Raw genomic sequence first — 15802 nt, 5'->3', positions numbered from 1 at the left:
CCGACGGCCGACTCTTCGGACAAGTCACTTCCCGGACCCGCCGAAACCGAGCCTACGCCACCGCACCAGACACCTTGACAAACACAGAGGCACCCAAGGGCACCGACCTCGCGGTCCACACCCGCGAGCACCCGGACGCCGTCGCTGCCGAGCTGAACGGCCGACCACGCAAAACGCTCGGCTGGGAAACCCCGGCCGAGCGCCTGCATAAGCTGCTCGCGGCCTGATCAACACGACCACGTATTGCGACGACCTCTAGAAATCGCCGGGAGACGCGGGCCTTCAACCCTGGTATCTGGCGGCTCAATGCCGTCCCGTCCGCCGACTGCCGGAGTCAGTACTTGATGATCCACATCATCTTCGGAGAATAGCTGTGGCCGTGGTTGATCAAGATGCGTGCGCCACACATGACATTGCCGTTGACGACCTTGAAGTAGCCGCACTGCAGAGCGCCGATGGTGGTCTGCGCGTTCGGGTTCAGGCTGGAGTAGAAGAGCTGAGGTGCGTCGGAGTACTGCCGGCCGTATACGGGCTTCTCGCGACCGGCGTCACCCAGGCAGTAATCACCACCGGGGGAGACGTAATTGCACAACTTCGCGGACTTGTAGTTCCACCACTGCCACTGGGTGTTCTTGCACTTCTCCTGGGTGATCTTCTTGTTGTAGCCGTTCCATTCCAGGCACTTGCCCGTGTCCTTGTTGACGATGTAGAAGGTGTGGCCTGGGGCGGCCTGGGCCGCCGAGGCCGGGCCCAGGAACGAGAAGGCAAGCGCCAGGATGGCTACAACGAGCCCCGATTTCTTGATGTACTTCACAGATATGTCTCCAACTTTCAGTGACTGGTCACTCACTGTCAGTTTGATCATTCCTGTCATGTAGGCGTACAGTCAAGAAAGTTGAGCAAGAACTGAGACATGCGATCAAAGTGTGGCAGGTTTCCGGCAGACGAGGAAGAAGGCCCGCGCCTGGAGCGGCGCGGGCCTTTTTCCCTGGAGCGGACGTTCATGGGCTCGGGTCAATGGGCCGGTGAAGTCCGTTCCGCAAGGAGACGGCTGACGAAAAGGGGTGTGTCAGGCCGCCGCCTCGGGGTCCTTGGCGAGGCGCGGGGCGGGAATCGCGTCCGCCGTCTCAGGATAGTGGCACGCCGTGAGGTGGCCCGGCTTGTTGCCCTCCACCTGCACCAGCGGCGGAGCTTCCGACGCGCACTTCTCCGTCGCCTTCCAGCAGCGGGTGCGGAAGCGGCAGCCGGAGGGCGGGTTGATGGGGGAGGGCACGTCGCCGACCAGGCGGATGCGCTCGCGCGGCTCCGCGTCCACCGTGGCCTCGGGCACGGCGGAGAGCAGGGCCCGCGTGTACGGGTGGCGCGGGTTGCCGTACAGGTCGTCGCGGTCGGCGATCTCGACGATCTTGCCGAGGTACATGACCGCGACGCGCTGCGAGAAGTGCCGGACGATCGCGAGGTCGTGGGCGATGAAGACGAACGCGATGCCCAGTTCCTTCTGCACCTTCTGCAGCAGGTTGACGACCTGGGCCTGGATGGAGACGTCCAGGGCCGAGACCGGCTCGTCGGCGACGATCAGCTTCGGCTCCAGGGCCAGCGCGCGGGCCACGCCGATGCGCTGGCGCTGGCCGCCGGAGAACTCGTGCGGGAAGCGGTTGAAGTGCTCCGGGTTGAGACCGACGATCTCCAGCAGTTCACGGACCCGCTTCTCGCGGCCGCCGGCCGGGTTGATGTCGTTGATCTCCATCGGGCCCGAGATGATCTTGCCGACCGTCTGCCGCGGGTTCAGCGAGGCGTAGGGGTCCTGGAAGATCATCTGGATCTCGGAGCGGATCGGCGCCAGGTCCCTGCGGCCCGCGTGCGTGATGTCCTGCCCGCGGTAGGTGATCTTTCCGCCGGTCGGCTCCAGCAGGCGGGTGATCAGCCGGCCCGTGGTCGACTTGCCGCAGCCCGACTCACCGACGAGGCCCAGGCTCTCGCCCTCGGCCACCTGGAAGTCCAGCCCGTCCACGGCCTGCACCGCGCCGACGGTCCGCCGGATCGGGAAGCCGCCCTTGATCGGGAAGTGCTTCGTGAGCCCGGAGACGTCCAGGAGGGGGTTCGTGTTGCTCATGGTCGTGAAGTCCCGTCTGGTGTCCGTCAGTGGTGCCGGGTCGCGGCGAAGTCGGAGAAGAGTTCCCGCTTCTGCTCCGAGGTCAGGTGGCAGGCGGAGCCACGGCCGTCGACCACGTCGAGCTGCGGCCGCTCGGTCGAGCACAGGCCGCCCGCGACCTTCTCGGCGAACGCGCAGCGCGGGTGGAAGCGGCAGCCGGAGGGCGGGTTGAGCAGCGAGGGCGGGGAGCCGGGGATGGGCGAGAGCGGCACGTCGACCGGACCGTCCAGGCTCGGCATGGAACCGAGCAGACCCAGCGTGTAGGGGTGCTGCGGGTTGCTCAGCACCTCGCTCTTGGTGCCCCGCTCCACGCACCGGCCGCCGTACATCACGAGCACGTCGTCCGCGATGTCGGCGATGACACCGAGGTCGTGCGTGATGAAGATGATCGCGGTGCCGAACTCCTGCTGGAGGTCCTTCAGCAGGTCCATGATCTGGGCCTGCACCGTCACGTCGAGGGCCGTCGTCGGCTCGTCGGCGATCAGGAGCTCGGGGTCGCAGACCAGCGCCATGGCGATCATCGCGCGCTGGCGCATACCGCCGGAGAACTGGTGCGGGTAGTCGTCCACGCGGGTGTCGGGCTGGGGGATGCCGACACGGCGGAGCATCTCGATCGCACGGGCCCGGGCTTCCTTCTTGGAGACGCCGGTGTGCTTGCGGTACGTCTCGGCGATCTGCGCGCCGATGGTGTGGTACGGCGAGAGCGAGGCCAGCGCGTCCTGGAAGATCATGGACATCTTGTTGCCGCGCAGCTTTTCCAGCTCGGACTCGGTGGCGCTGATCAGCTCCTTGCCGTCGAGCAGGATCTCGCCGTCCATCGTGGTGTTGCGCGGGTCGTGCAGGCCCAGGATTGCCATGTTGGTGACGGACTTGCCGGAGCCGGACTCGCCGACGATGCCGAGGGTCTTGCCCTTCTCCAGGTCGAACGACAGCCCGTCGACGGCCTTGACGATGCCGTCCTCGGTGGAGAAGTGGACCTTCAGGTCGCGCAGGGAGAGGAAGGGGGTGCTCATGGTTCGCTCTCCTTACGCGAGGCGCACGCGCGGGTCGATGAGGGCGTACACGGCGTCGACGATGATGTTGAAGATGACGATCGCGGCCGCGGCGACCAGGATGACACCGAGCAGCATCGGCAGGTCGTTGGTGCTGACCGCCTTCACCGAGAGCATGCCGATGCCCTGCAGGCTGAAGGTCGACTCCGTGATGATCGCGCCGCCGAGCAGCGTGCCGAGGTCGAGGCCGAAGATGGTGATGATCGGGCCCATCGCGCCGCGCCAGGCGAAACGGAAGAACACCGTCCGCCGCGAGAGGCCCTTGGCGCGGGCCGTGCGGACGTAGTCCTCGCTGAGCGCCTCGACCATCTGGGAGCGCGTCATACGGGTGTAGTTGGCGGTGAAGATCAGGGACAGCACCAGCCAGGGCACCAGCAGACCCATGAACCACTTGCCCGGGTCGTCGGTGATCGGCGTGTAGTTGGCACGGTCGAGCAGGTGCCACTGGTCCACGAGGAGGTACGTGGCGAAGACGCCGACGACGTAGATCTGCATCGAGGACGCGATCAGCGAGGCAGAGCTGGCGATCTTGTCGAGGGGCTTGCCCTGCTTGACTGCGGCCAGCATGCCGGTGCCGACACCGAAGAGGAGGAAGACCGCGGCGCTGCCGAGGGCCAGGGAGATCGTGGTCGGGAAGCGGTCCTCGATGGTGGAGAGGACCGGCTCGCGGCTCTGGAAGGAGTAGCCGAGGCACGGCGCGTCGCAGTGCCCGAAGGAGGTGTAGTCACGCCCCACGAACAGGCCCTTGAGCCAGTCCCAGTACTGCACGGGGAGCGAGTGGTCGATCCCCAGGTTCTTCTTCACCAGGGCCAGGGTCTCGGGGGTGCAGACCTTGCCGCACGCGATGCGGGCGGGGTCGCGCGGAGCGGCGTAGAACAGGACGAACACCAGGGCGCTGATGATCAGCAGGATCACAGCGGCGCCGAGGGTCCGGCGGATGAGGAAGCGGAGCATGGCAGTTGGGTTTTCCTGACGGATGCCGTAGGGGGTGAGACGGCGGGGCGGCACCTAGGCCGCCCCGCCAGGGGGCCGTACGTCAGGCCTTCACGAAGGTCTTGTACAGCAGGGTGGCGGAGAAGTTCGGGTCGAACTGGGCACCGCCCACCTTCGAGCCGTACACGTAGAAGCGGCGGGTGAACGTCTCGGGGATGATCGGCGCCACCTCCTGCATGATCTTCTTGTCCAGGGCGGCCCAGGCCTTGCCGGCCTCGGTCTGGTCCGCGATCACCGCGTTCTTCTTGATCGCGTCGTTGATCCAGCCGATGTTCGTCTGGGAGACGTTGTTCTGGCCGTTGCCGATGGCGGCGCCGTCGAACAGCGGCTCGATCATCGTGTAGGCGGTGGGCCAGTCCGGGGACCAGCCGAACCACATCACGTCGTACTGGTTGTTGATCTGCTGGATCTGGTCGTAGTACGACGTGGAGTCGACCGGCTTCATGACCGGGGTGAAGCCCGCCGCCTTCAGCGCGTTCTCGATGACGACCTTGGTCTTGAGGTAGGTCGGGTCCTGCGGGAAGGCGTAGACGATCTTCATACCCAGCTTGCCGGCCTCCTTCAGCAGCGCCTTGGCCTTGGCCGGGTCGCCCTGCGGCTTGGTCAGCTTGCCGTAGAGGTCGTACTTCTCGTAGCCGATGATGTCCGGGCTGAGGATCGAGGTCGCGATGTCACCGGCGGACGGGCCGCCGTAGATCTGCCGGATCTGCTGCAGCGGCCAGGCGTGGATGAGGGCCTGACGGACCTTCAGGTCAGTGACGCGCTTGGTGTTGATCGGGTAGTAATAGGTGCCGGTGAGCAGGCCGTTGAAGGTGCGCTTCTTCAGCTCCGGGTCGGTGAGCACCTTCTGGATGCGCTCGGCCGGGACACCCTTGTAGATCGACACCGCGTACTGGTCGTTGCCCTGGTCGGCGATCAGGCGGTCGGTGCTGTCGAGGATCTGGATACCGAAGTCGAACTCGAATCCGTCCGGGTAGGCGTTGCGGATCGAGTCGGTGGCCGGGTCCCAGTACTTGTTGCGGGTGAGCACCATCGACTTGTCTGTGGTGTGTGCCTTGATCTTGTACGGACCACAGGCGGCCGGCTGCTTGTCGTACTTCTCCTTGGTGTCCAGCTTCGGGGACGTGGCGGCGTACGAGTGCATCGCCAGGGTGAAGTTGAAGTCCGGCTTCGGCTCGGCCAGGTGGAAGGTGATGGTCCGCTTGGCCTTGTCGGTGACGATCGAGTCCAGGTGCTTACCCTTGTACGGACCCTCATAGGCGTCACGCCACTTGGCGCCCTTGCCGGTCAGCGCCATCTGGACGTAGGTGCCGGACTCGGTGATGAACGGAGCCCACAGGCGCTCGATGCCGTGGCGGACGTCGTCGACGGTCAGCTCGCTGCCGTCCTCCCACTTCAGACCCTCCTTCAGCGTGAAGGTCCAGGTCTTGTTGTCCTTGGAGGCGGTGCCGGTGTCGGTGGCCAGGTCGCCGACGAGCTTCTGGTGACCGGAAGAGTCGATCTTGTAACCGGTCAGGCAGCGGTGCAGGAGCAGCGCGACCGTGGAGTTGTACGCGTAGTAGATGCGCTGCGGGTCCAGGTGCGAGAAGTCGTCCGGCGCCAGGCCGTAGATCGTGCCGCCCTTCTTCGCACCAGGGATCTCGGGAGCGGGGCCGGTGGAGTCGGCCTTCGTGCCGACGGTGACCTTGGCCCCCGTGTAGCTGGTGGCGCCGGCGCTCGGGGTGCCGTTGCCGCCCCCGCCGCCGCTGCTGCACGCGGACAGGAGCGTCGAGCCCGCGGCCGCGACAGTGGTGGCGATGACGAAGTTTCTGCGGGAGAGAGACATGGCTGACCCGTTCGTAGTAAATGACAGGAGGTGCTTGACCCCGGCCGGGCCCCGTCGCCGGGCCGGGGCGGAACTCAGCGCTTGGTCTTCGGGTCCAGGGCGTCGCGGACCGAGTCGCCGAGCAGGTTGAAGGCGACGACGAAGATCACCATGGACAGGCCCGGGAAGAGCATGAAGGTGATGTCGTTCTGGTAGACGTTGGCGCCGTTCTGGATCATCACGCCCCAGTCGGGGGTGGGGTTCTGCAGACCGACGCCGAGGAAGGCCAGACCCGCTTCCGCGGTGACATAGGTCGGGAGGAGGAGCGTTGCCTGGATGAGGATCGGCGTCCACAGGTTGGGCAGCAGTTCCTTGAAGATGATCCGGGCCGGCGAGGCCCCGGTGACCTTGGCCGCTTCCACGAACTCCCGCTCACGCAGGGCGAGCACCTCGCCGCGCAGCAGACGGGCGATGGAGGCCCAGCCGAAGACCGTCATCACGATGATCAGGCTGGCGACGGTCAGCCACACCGGAGTGTTGTCCGTGGGCTTGACGAAGATCAGCATGACCACGGGCCAGAAGGCGATGAAGAACAGCGTCTGCGGGAACGCCAGCAGGATGTCGATGACCCGGCCGACGAGGTAGTCCGTCTTGCCGCCCAGGTAGCCGGCGGTGATGCCGATGACGACGCCGAGGAGGGTCGTCAGCAGGGCGGCAGCGGTGGCGATCAGCAGTGAGTTGCGGATGCCGTAGAGCAGGAAGGTGAAGACGTCCCGCCCCAGCTGCGGCTCGATGCCGAACCAGAAGTCGGAGCTGATGCCACCGTTGGGCTTGACCGGGTAGTTGAACTCGTTGAACAGGCCCGGGATGTTCATGCCGTACGTGGTGTACGGGTCCTTCCCGTACAGCTTGGCGATCAGCGGTGCGCCGATGCCCACGACGAAGAAGAAGATCACCACAAAGGCGGATATGACGCCCGTCCGGTCACGCTTGAAGCGGGTCCAGGCCAGCCGTCCCGGAGAGCGGCTCTCGGCGCCCTTCGGGTTGACGGGCTTCGCCGATGCGGCGCTGTCCTCTTTGGTCACCTCGAGTGGGGCGGCTGAGGAAGGGGTTGGGGGGGTCATGATGCTCCGTGCCTTGTGGGTCAAGGCTCCGCAGGGCGCTCCCCTACGGGCTACGCCGGACTTTTTCAACGCAATTCATGCAGGGTCAATAAATTCTGGTCCGCCTTGGCTGCGTCTTTACGTTCTTTACCTCGTCTTGATACTTCTGTAGCTACGCGGGTAGCGTGCTGTAATCAATCCGTGCTTTATGTCGGACTAATCGGATTAATCGGTCAGAGGGTTCGTTATGCGGACGCCGAGGTGCCGAAATGCGTACATCGGAACGTCCCAATCCAACGTTTCGGCATCGTTCCGTGAAGATCTGTTGCGCTCTCCGTGCAAGATCGTCGGAGCCTGCCGCGGCAGGTGCCTGCATTCGGATGACGCGTCCCCCGAAAGGCGCCCCAATCTCATGGCGGGCGTGCGGGATGCGTCATATCAGCAGATATTTGCCGGTATCGCATCAGTGATCGCGGAGGAGGCGGCCATGCGGGGAGTCACGCACGCCCGATGGGCCGCCTGCGCGATCGCCGCGGGCCTGTTGGCGAGCGGTTGCGGGGACAGCGGGGGATTCGGCGGTGCCGGGGTGCTGACCTCCTCCTGGGGCGACCCGCAGAACCCGCTGGAGCCCGCCAACACCAACGAGGTCCAGGGCGGCAAGGTCCTCGACATGATCTTCCGGGGGCTGAAGAAGTACGACCCGAGGACCGGCAAGGCCCAGAACTGGCTCGCCGAGCGCATCCACACCTCGGACTCCCGGCACTTCGACGTCACCGTCAGAAACGGCTGGAAGTTCAGCAACGGCGAACCGGTCACCGCCCGGTCGTTCGTGGACGCCTGGAACTACGGGGCGAGCCTGCGGAACAACCAGAAGAACGCGTACTTCTTCGGCTACATCGAGGGCTACGACAAGGTCCACCCCGACAGCGGCGAGCAGACGGCCGACACCCTGTCCGGGCTCCGGGTGACCGGTCCCAGGACGTTCACCGTCACCCTCAACCAGAAGTTCTCCAGCTTCCCCGACACCCTGGGCTACGCGGCCTACGCCCCGCTGCCCCGCGCCTTCTTCACCGACCACGCCGCCTGGCTGAAGAAACCGGTCGGCAACGGGCCCTACCTCATCGACTCGTACACCAAGGGCTCCGCCATGGCCCTGAAGAAGTGGGACGCCTATCCCGGCCCGGACAAGGCCCGGAACGCCGGCGTGACCCTCCTGGTGTACACGGACAACAACACCGCGTACACCGACGTGCTGGCCGGCAACCTCGACCTGGTCGACGACGTGCCGGCCAGCCAGCTCAAGAACGTCGAGACCGACCTGAACGGCCGCTACATCAACACCCCGGCCGGCATCCTGCAGACCCTGGCCTTCCCCTACTACGACCCGATGTGGAACACCAGCGGGGCACGGAAGGTCCGCACGGGCCTGTCCATGGCGATCAACCGCAAGCAGATCACCGAGACCATCTTCCGGAACACCCGCACCCCCGCCACCGACTGGACCTCCCCCGTCCTCGGCGTGGCCGGCGGCTACCAGGCCGGGCTGTGCGGCCACGTCTGCGCGTACGACCCCGCCCAGGCCAAGAAGCTCATCGGGGAGGGCGGCGGGATCCCCGGCGGCCAGCTGAAGATCACCTACAACGCGGACACCGGCTCGCACAAGCAATGGGTGGACGCCGTGTGCAACTCCATCAACAACGCGCTCGGCAACGACAAGGCCTGCGTGGGCAACCCGGTCGGCACCTTCGCCGACTTCCGCAACCAGATCGGGCAGCACAAGATGACCGGTCCCTTCCGGGCCGGCTGGCAGATGGACTACCCGTTGATCCAGAACTTCCTGCAGCCGCTGTACTACACGGACGCCTCCTCCAACGACGGCAAGTGGTCCAACCGGCAGTTCGACCGGCTCGTCGACCGGGCCAACGCCGAGACCGAGCGGACCAGGGCCATCCGCCTCTTCCAGCAGGCCGAGGGTGTCGTCCGCGACAACATGGCGGCCATTCCGCTCTGGTACCAGAACGGCAGCGCCGGCTACGCCTCCCGGCTCTCCCATGTGGCGCTCGACCCCTTCAGCGTGCCGGTCTACAACGAGATCAAGGTCGGCTGATCCCCATGGGGCGCTATGTCGCGCGGCGGCTGCTCCAGATGATCCCGGTGTTCATCGGGTCGACGCTGCTGATCTTCCTGATGGTGAACGTGATGGGCGACCCCATCGCCGGCCTGTGCGGCGAGCGGGCCTGCGACCCCGCCACGGCCGCCCAGCTGAAGCGGGAGTTCGGCTTGGACAAGCCGCTCTGGCAGCAGTACGCGACCTACATGGGCAACCTGTTCACCGGCGACTTCGGCACCGCCTTCAACGGCCAGAAGGTCACCGAGCTGATGGGAGCGTCGTTCCCCGTCACGATCCGGCTCACGATCGTCGCCATCCTCTTCGAGATCGTCGTCGGCGTGTCGCTGGGGGTGCTGACGGGCATGCGGCGCGGCCGGCCCGCCGACACCGGCGTCCTGCTGGCCACCCTGGTGGTGATCTCCGTGCCCACCTTCGTCACCGGTCTGCTGCTCCAGCTGCTGCTCGGCATCAGGTGGCAGTGGATCAGTCCGTCCGTGCGCTACGGAAGCTACGACGAGCTGATCGTGCCCGGCCTGGTCCTCGCCTCCGTCTCCCTCGCCTACGTCACCCGGCTCACCCGCACCGCCATCGCGGAGAACAGGCGGGCCGACTACGTCCGCACCGCGATCGCCAAGGGCCTGCCCCGGCGCCGGGTGATCGTCCGGCACCTGCTGCGCAACTCGCTCATCCCCGTGGTCACCTTCATCGGCGCCGACATCGGCGCGCTGATGGGCGGCGCGATCGCCACCGAGCGGATCTTCAACATCCACGGCGTCGGCTTCCAGCTCTACCAGGGCATCCTGCGCCAGAACACCCAGACGGTCGTCGGCTTCGTGACCGTCCTCGTCCTGGTCTTCCTCGTCGCCAACCTCCTCGTCGACCTCCTGTACGCCGTACTCGACCCGAGGATCCGCTATGCCTGAACAGCCGTACAAGAACCAGGGCGCGATCGCCGGGACCGGCATGGGCGGCGCGATGGACCTCGGAGCGAGCGAGGCCGCCACGCTGGACCGGACGCCCGGCGGCCCCGGGGGCACGGGACCGGTGGGCAGGCCGCGCTCCCTCTGGTCCGACGCCTGGCGTGACCTGCGCCGCAACCCGGTCTTCCTGATCTCCGCCGTGGTCATCCTCTTCCTGGTCCTCATCTCCCTGTGGCCCTCGGCGATCGCCTCCGGCAGCCCTCTGAAGTGCGACCTGGCCAGGGCCCAGGACGGTCCGGGGGCGGGAGCGCCGTTCGGCTACGACGGCCAGGGCTGCAACGTCTACACCCGCACGGTGTACGGCGCCCGTACGTCCGTCACGGTGGGTGTGCTCGCGACGCTCGGCGTGGCCGTGCTCGGGTCGGTGCTGGGCTCCCTGGCAGGTTACTTCGGCGGCGTCTGGGACTCGATCCTGTCCCGGATCACCGACATCTTCTTCGCCATCCCGGTCGTCCTGGGCGGTCTGGTCCTGCTCTCCGTGGTGACCAGCAACACCGTCTGGCCGGTCATCGGCTTCATGGTGCTGCTCGGCTGGCCGCAGATCGCCCGCATCGCGCGCGGCTCGGTCATCACCGCCAAGCAGAACGACTACGTCCAGGCCGCCCGCGCCCTCGGCGCCTCGGACTCCCGCATCCTGCTGCGCCACATCGCGCCCAACGCCGTGGCACCGGTGATCGTGGTGGCGACCATCGCCCTCGGCACCTACATCGCCCTGGAGGCGACGCTGTCGTACCTCGGCGTGGGACTGAAACCGCCCAGCGTCTCCTGGGGCATCGACATCTCCGCCGCCTCCCCGTACATCCGCAACGCCCCCCACGCCCTGCTGTGGCCCTCGGGCGCCCTGGCCGTCACGGTGCTGGCCTTCATCATGCTCGGCGACGCGGTCCGCGACGCCCTGGACCCGAAGTTGAGGTGAGGGCGGCGTGCTGCTCGAAGTGCGGGACCTGCACGTGGAGTTCCGGACCCGGGACGGGTTCGCGCATGCCGTCAACGGGGTGAGTTACGAGGTCGACGCGGGGGAGACGCTCGCCGTGCTCGGGGAGTCGGGCTCGGGCAAGTCGGTGACCGCGCAGGCCGTGATGGGGATCCTCGACATGCCGCCCGGGCGGATCGCCGGCGGGCAGATCCTGTTCCAAGGGCGGGACCTGCTGAAGCTGAAGGAAGAGGAACGGCGGAAGATCCGGGGCGCCGGGATGGCGATGATCTTCCAGGACGCCCTGTCGGCCCTCAACCCCGTCCTCTCCGTGGGAGACCAGCTGGGCGAGATGTTCGTCGTGCACCGCGGGATGTCGAAGAAGGACGCGCGGGGCAGGGCCGTGGAGCTGATGGAGCGGGTGCGCATCCCGGCCGCCGCCCAGCGGGTGCGGGACTATCCCCACCAGTTCTCCGGCGGCATGCGCCAGCGCATCATGATCGCCATGGCGCTGGCCCTGGAACCGGCGCTGATCATCGCCGACGAACCCACCACCGCCCTCGACGTCACCGTGCAGGCCCAGGTCATGGACCTGCTCGCGGAGTTGCAGCGCGAGTACCACATGGGGCTCATCCTCATCACCCACGATCTCGGGGTCGTCGCCGATGTCGCCGACCGGATCGCCGTGATGTACGCCGGGAAGATCGTCGAGTCGGCCCCGGTGCACGACATCTACAAGGCGCCCGCCCACCCCTACACCCGCGGCCTGCTGGACTCCATCCCGCGACTGGACCAGAAGGGACAGGAGCTCTACGCCATCCAGGGCCTGCCGCCGAACCCGATGAACATCCCGCCGGGCTGCTCCTTCCACCCCCGCTGCCCGATGGCGAAGGCCGTCTGCCGCACCGACGAACCTCCGCTGTACGAGGTCTCCGGCACCCGCGGCAGCGCCTGCCACTTCTGGAGGGAGTGCCTTGATGACCGCGACCGCTGAGCCGATCCTTGAGGTCGGCGGGCTCGTCAAGCACTACCCGCTGACCCGGGGCATCCTCTTCAAGAAGCAGATCGGCTCGGTGAAGGCCGTGGACGGCGTCGACTTCACCCTCGGCCGGGGCGAAACCCTCGGCATCGTCGGCGAGTCGGGCTGCGGCAAGTCGACGGTCGCCAAGATGCTCTGCAATCTGGAACGGCCGACGGCCGGGTTCATCCGGTTCAAGGGCGAGGACATCACCAAGCTGTCCGGCAGGGCCCTGAAGGCGGTGCGCCGCAACATCCAGATGGTCTTCCAGGACCCGTACACCTCCCTCAACCCCCGGATGACGGTCGGCGACATCGTCGGGGAGCCGTACGACATCCACCCCGAGGCCGCGCCCCGGGGCGACCGCCGCCGCAGGGTCCAGGAGCTGCTCGACGTGGTCGGCCTGAACCCGGAGTACGTCAACCGCTATCCGCACCAGTTCTCCGGCGGCCAGCGCCAACGCATCGGCATCGCCAGGGGGTTGGCGCTGCGCCCGGAGGTGATCGTCGCCGACGAACCGGTGTCCGCGCTGGACGTCTCGGTCCAGGCCCAGGTGATCAACCTGCTGGACCGCCTCCAGTCGGAGTTCGACCTCTCCTACGTCTTCATCGCGCACGACCTGTCCATCGTCCGGCACATCTCCGACCGGGTCGGCGTCATGTACCTCGGCCGGATCGTGGAGACGGGCCGGGACGCCGAGATCTACGACCATCCCACGCACCCCTACACCCAGGCTCTCCTCTCGGCGGTCCCGGTTCCGGACCCCCGGGTCCGCGAACACCGTGAGCGGATCATCCTCAGCGGAGACGTGCCGTCGCCGACGAACATCCCCTCCGGCTGCCGCTTCCGCACCCGCTGCTGGAAGGCGCAGGAGCGCTGCGCCCGCGAGGTGCCGGCCCTCGCCGTGCCGGCCGTCTTCCGCGACACGTCCGGGCCCGCGGCCCACCCCTCGGCCTGTCACTTCGCTGAGGAGATGCGGGTGGTTCCGGTGGAGGGGGAGTACGGCAACGGGCCGGGATGACATGGCGCACCCCGGCCCGTTCACGGCACCCGCACGGCCGTACGCCGATCAGCCTCGCGTGTCCGTATATCGGTACCGCTTCCACGAAGTTGCCTGCGTGTTAACGCGGTTGACGGTCATTTGTGCCGGTGTGGCAGTGCACGCCGGAGGAAGTCGAGCTGCAGTCGCAGCAGGTTCTCCGCGACGGTCTCCTGCGGGGTCATGTGCGTCACCCCGGACAGCGGCAGGACCTCGTGCGGGCGGCCCGCGGCGAGCAGGGCGGAGGACAGCCGCAGGGAGTGGGCGACGACCACGTTGTCGTCCGCCAGCCCGTGGATGATCATCATCGGGCGGTGCGGCTCGGCAGGGTCGACCAGACCCGCGTCGTCGATCACCGAGTTGCGGCGGTAGACCTCCGGCTGCTCCTCCGGATGACCGAGGTAGCGCTCCTGGTAGTGGGTGTCGTACAGCCGCAGGTCGGTCACCGGGGCGCCGACCACCGCCGCGTGGAAGACGTCAGGGCGGCGCAGCACTGCGAGCGCCGCCAGATAACCGCCGAACGACCAGCCGCGGATGGCCACCCGGTCCAGGTCCAGCGGGTGCTCCCCGGCGAGCGCGTGCAGCGCGTCCACCTGGTCCTCCAGTACGGTGGCCGCCAGGTCGTCCCGAACGGACTTCTCCCAGGCCGGCGAGTGCCCCGGGGTGCCCCGGCCGTCGGCCACGATCACCGCGAACCCCTGGTCGGCGAACCACTGGGAGGTGAGGTGGGCGTTGTGGGCGGCGAGCACCCGCTGACCGTGCGGGCCGCCGTAGGGGTCCATGAGCACGGGCAGGGGAGTGTCACCGGGGTAGTCCCGCGGCATAAGCACGGCGCACGGAATTCGGCGTGCGCCCCCCAGGGTGAGGGTCACCCGAGGGGACATACCGGGATCTTCGGCGTGCGAGCGGACAGTCGCCGCCTGTTTTCCGTCATGCAGCACCTGGACACGGGTGCCCGGGCTGTCCGGCGTCGCGGACACGAGCACCGTCACGCTCCCCGCGCGCACCGCCGTGTGCACGCCGGGCTCCCGCGACACTCGTTCCACGCCCAGCTCGTTCACCCGGTACACGTGGACCTCGCCGATCTCCGGATCCTGCGCCTCCGTGCCTGCCGAGGCGGAAACCAGCACGTCGTCAGCGCCCACGTCCAGCACCGCCCGGATGTGCAACTGACCGCTGGTCAAAGGCCGTTCGCCGACCGTGAGGACCCGTGCGCCGCCCTCGTCCGCGATGCGCACAAGCTGCCCGGAGGGACTCCAGCAGGGCACTCCGGCGAACAGTTCAAGCCAACTTGGATCTTCGTCCGCGTGTACCATGCGGGTCGCCCCGGTGTCCGGGTCCACCGCCAGGAACAGCTGGCTGCGCTGGTCCCGCGCCTGCACCAGCAACAGCGGCGCACCCGCCGCTGACCAGTGCACACGGGCCAGATACGGATAGCGGTCCCGGTCCCACGCCACCTCCGTGCGCGCCCCGTCGAGGCCGAGCAGGAACAGCCGTACCTCCGCGTTCGGCGTGCCCGCCGCCGGATACGCGATGTTGAGTGGCTCACGCTCCGGGCGGGCCGGGTCCGCGATCCACCACCGCCGCACCGGCGTGTCGTCCACGCGCGCCACGAGCAGCCGGCTCCCGTCCGGCGCCCACCAGAAGCCCCGCGAACGCGCCATCTCCTCGGCCGCGATGAACTCGGCCAGGCCATAGGTCACCTGCCCCGGTCCTGCCGTGGGCTCCGGCTCCGCGAGCGCCCGGTCGTCCTCGCCCTCGGCGCCCGCGACCCGCAGCGCGCCCCGTGAGACGTACGCGATGTGCCGGCCGTCGGGGGAGGGGCGCGGGTCGATCACCGGCCCCGGGACGCGGAGTTCACGCGTGGTGCCGGCCCGCAACTCGGCCGTGAAAAGCCGCCCTGACAAGGCGAAAGCCGCCAACTCCAGGGCCGCGTCGGTGGCATAGCCGACGATGCCGGCGCCTCCCTCCCGGCTGCGCTCGCGGCGCGCCCGCTCCTCGGTCGAGAGTTCTTCGCGGGCGCCGCCGAGGAGGGCGTCCGGACTGGCCGCCAGGCGCTCTTCGCCCCCTGGGAGATCCATGACCCACAGGGAGTTGGCCCGGTCGCTGCCGGAGCCGGAGCGCAGGAACGCGACACGGGAGCCGTCGGGTGCCACGGTGAACGCGCGCGGCGCGCCGAGCGTGAACCGCTGCGTCCGGGCGTGCCGACGGGGGAAGGAGTCAGACTCGGTCGTCATACCCCGACCATATTGGCCATGCGCCCCCTTGTGCGGCTGTGCGCCGCGCGATGCGCGAGCACGGATAGTTATGATCACTACCGCTGTGTGGGTATGAACCTGCCGGCGTCTGCATTGATTTGCTCTTCCGATCTACGACCGAGTCACAACCCCCATAGTCCGAACCCCCCGCGTCCTTGGGATCTTTGGAGGTGAGCCGCCGTGGCACTCTCGATTTCGGCGGTGGTGCTGCTGGCGATCATCGTCTTCCTGTTGATCAGGAAGTCAGGGCTGAAGGGCGGCCACGCGGTCGTCTGCATCCTGCTCGGCTTCTATCTCGCCTCCTCGACCATCGCTCCCACCATCAGTCAGCTGACGACCAACGTCGCGAGCATGATCGGCAGCATCAAGTTCTGACGGCG

13 protein-coding genes and 1 pseudogene are annotated in these 15802 nt (G+C 67.5%); 7 read left to right on the top strand and 7 right to left on the bottom strand.

The window, feature by feature from the left end; translation table 11 throughout:
- Positions 1-227, top strand: a pseudogene (locus AB0L59_RS37000) (hypothetical protein); the annotation flags it as partial.
- Between the two features lie 107 nt (positions 228-334).
- On the opposite strand, the gene AB0L59_RS36995 reads toward AB0L59_RS37000, so the two are convergent.
- The 6 genes from AB0L59_RS36995 to AB0L59_RS36970 form a co-directional block, all read right to left on the bottom strand.
- Positions 335-814 carry a ricin-type beta-trefoil lectin domain protein gene (locus AB0L59_RS36995; protein WP_365591199.1) on the bottom strand — a complete coding sequence of 160 codons (480 nt, stop codon included), beginning with the start codon at positions 812-814 and terminating at the stop codon, positions 335-337.
- A gap of 255 nt (positions 815-1069) precedes the next feature.
- Complete coding sequence (locus AB0L59_RS36990; RefSeq protein ID WP_365591197.1) at positions 1070-2113, bottom strand: dipeptide ABC transporter ATP-binding protein; 1044 nt, start codon at positions 2111-2113, stop codon at positions 1070-1072.
- 26 nt (positions 2114-2139) lie between these two features.
- Entirely contained in the window at positions 2140-3165 is a 1026-nt protein-coding gene (locus AB0L59_RS36985; RefSeq protein WP_365591196.1) for an ABC transporter ATP-binding protein, read from the bottom strand.
- A 12-nt stretch (positions 3166-3177) separates the two neighbouring features.
- Positions 3178-4158: an ABC transporter permease gene (locus AB0L59_RS36980; RefSeq protein WP_365591194.1), complete on the bottom strand. Its 981-nt coding sequence runs from the start codon at positions 4156-4158 to the stop codon at positions 3178-3180.
- An 82-nt stretch (positions 4159-4240) separates the two neighbouring features.
- The gene (locus AB0L59_RS36975; RefSeq protein ID WP_365591193.1) at positions 4241-6022 is read right to left on the bottom strand and encodes an ABC transporter substrate-binding protein; all 1782 of its coding nucleotides are present in this window, start codon (positions 6020-6022) and stop codon (positions 4241-4243) included.
- A gap of 74 nt (positions 6023-6096) precedes the next feature.
- Positions 6097-7125, bottom strand: a complete 1029-nt coding sequence (locus tag AB0L59_RS36970) for an ABC transporter permease (protein ID WP_365591191.1) — start codon at positions 7123-7125, stop codon at positions 6097-6099.
- A gap of 466 nt (positions 7126-7591) precedes the next feature.
- Between AB0L59_RS36970 and AB0L59_RS36965 the strand changes: the two genes are divergently transcribed.
- From AB0L59_RS36965 to AB0L59_RS36945, 5 genes are read left to right on the top strand one after another with little or no spacing between them, the layout of a single operon-like run.
- Positions 7592-9211 carry an ABC transporter substrate-binding protein gene (locus AB0L59_RS36965; RefSeq protein ID WP_365591189.1) on the top strand — a complete coding sequence of 540 codons (1620 nt, stop codon included), beginning with the start codon at positions 7592-7594 and terminating at the stop codon, positions 9209-9211.
- A gap of 5 nt (positions 9212-9216) precedes the next feature.
- On the top strand, positions 9217-10137 hold the full coding sequence (locus AB0L59_RS36960) for an ABC transporter permease (protein ID WP_365591188.1): 921 nt from the start codon (positions 9217-9219) through the stop codon (positions 10135-10137).
- Positions 10130-11110 (top strand): ABC transporter permease, encoded by a 981-nt coding sequence (locus tag AB0L59_RS36955; protein WP_365591187.1) that lies wholly within the window; start codon positions 10130-10132, stop codon positions 11108-11110. The genes AB0L59_RS36960 and AB0L59_RS36955 overlap by 8 nt, the downstream gene beginning before the upstream one ends.
- Before the next feature lie 7 nt (positions 11111-11117).
- Positions 11118-12101, top strand: a complete 984-nt coding sequence (locus AB0L59_RS36950; RefSeq protein ID WP_365591185.1) for an ABC transporter ATP-binding protein — start codon at positions 11118-11120, stop codon at positions 12099-12101.
- A complete protein-coding gene (locus AB0L59_RS36945; protein WP_365591183.1) occupies positions 12085-13146 on the top strand; it encodes a dipeptide ABC transporter ATP-binding protein in 1062 nt (353 codons plus the stop codon). The genes AB0L59_RS36950 and AB0L59_RS36945 overlap by 17 nt, the downstream gene beginning before the upstream one ends.
- A gap of 116 nt (positions 13147-13262) precedes the next feature.
- Here the strand turns inward: AB0L59_RS36945 and AB0L59_RS36940 are convergent, their stop codons facing one another.
- On the bottom strand, positions 13263-15401 hold the full coding sequence (locus AB0L59_RS36940; protein ID WP_365591182.1) for a prolyl oligopeptidase family serine peptidase: 2139 nt from the start codon (positions 15399-15401) through the stop codon (positions 13263-13265).
- Between the two features lie 201 nt (positions 15402-15602).
- Between AB0L59_RS36940 and AB0L59_RS36935 the strand changes: the two genes are divergently transcribed.
- Positions 15603-15797 carry a hypothetical protein gene (locus AB0L59_RS36935; protein ID WP_053665123.1) on the top strand — a complete coding sequence of 65 codons (195 nt, stop codon included), beginning with the start codon at positions 15603-15605 and terminating at the stop codon, positions 15795-15797.
- The last annotated feature ends 5 nt before the right edge of the window (positions 15798-15802 follow it).

It is taken from the genome of Streptomyces sp. NPDC052109 (genome assembly GCF_040680195.1).
Lineage (GTDB): Bacteria > Actinomycetota > Actinomycetes > Streptomycetales > Streptomycetaceae > Streptomyces.
Note: the sequence above shows the minus strand (reverse complement) of the source record. Positions and strands in the feature narration are given on the sequence as shown.

Excerpts from the sequence above, each read along its gene's own strand:
- AB0L59_RS36945 (WP_365591183.1), top strand. The coding sequence starts at position 12,085 with ATGACCGCGACCGCTGAGCCGATCCTTGAGGTCGGCGGGCTCGTCAAG.
- AB0L59_RS36955 (WP_365591187.1), top strand. The coding sequence starts at position 10,130 with ATGCCTGAACAGCCGTACAAGAACCAGGGCGCGATCGCCGGGACCGGC.
- AB0L59_RS36960 (WP_365591188.1), top strand. The coding sequence starts at position 9,217 with ATGGGGCGCTATGTCGCGCGGCGGCTGCTCCAGATGATCCCGGTGTTC.
- AB0L59_RS36975 (WP_365591193.1), bottom strand. The coding sequence starts at position 6,022 with ATGTCTCTCTCCCGCAGAAACTTCGTCATCGCCACCACTGTCGCGGCC.
- AB0L59_RS36985 (WP_365591196.1), bottom strand. The coding sequence starts at position 3,165 with ATGAGCACCCCCTTCCTCTCCCTGCGCGACCTGAAGGTCCACTTCTCC.
- AB0L59_RS36980 (WP_365591194.1), bottom strand. The coding sequence starts at position 4,158 with ATGCTCCGCTTCCTCATCCGCCGGACCCTCGGCGCCGCTGTGATCCTG.
- AB0L59_RS36970 (WP_365591191.1), bottom strand. The coding sequence starts at position 7,125 with ATGACCCCCCCAACCCCTTCCTCAGCCGCCCCACTCGAGGTGACCAAA.
- AB0L59_RS36990 (WP_365591197.1), bottom strand. The coding sequence starts at position 2,113 with ATGAGCAACACGAACCCCCTCCTGGACGTCTCCGGGCTCACGAAGCAC.
- AB0L59_RS36965 (WP_365591189.1), top strand. The coding sequence starts at position 7,592 with ATGCGGGGAGTCACGCACGCCCGATGGGCCGCCTGCGCGATCGCCGCG.
- AB0L59_RS36940 (WP_365591182.1), bottom strand. The coding sequence starts at position 15,401 with ATGACGACCGAGTCTGACTCCTTCCCCCGTCGGCACGCCCGGACGCAG.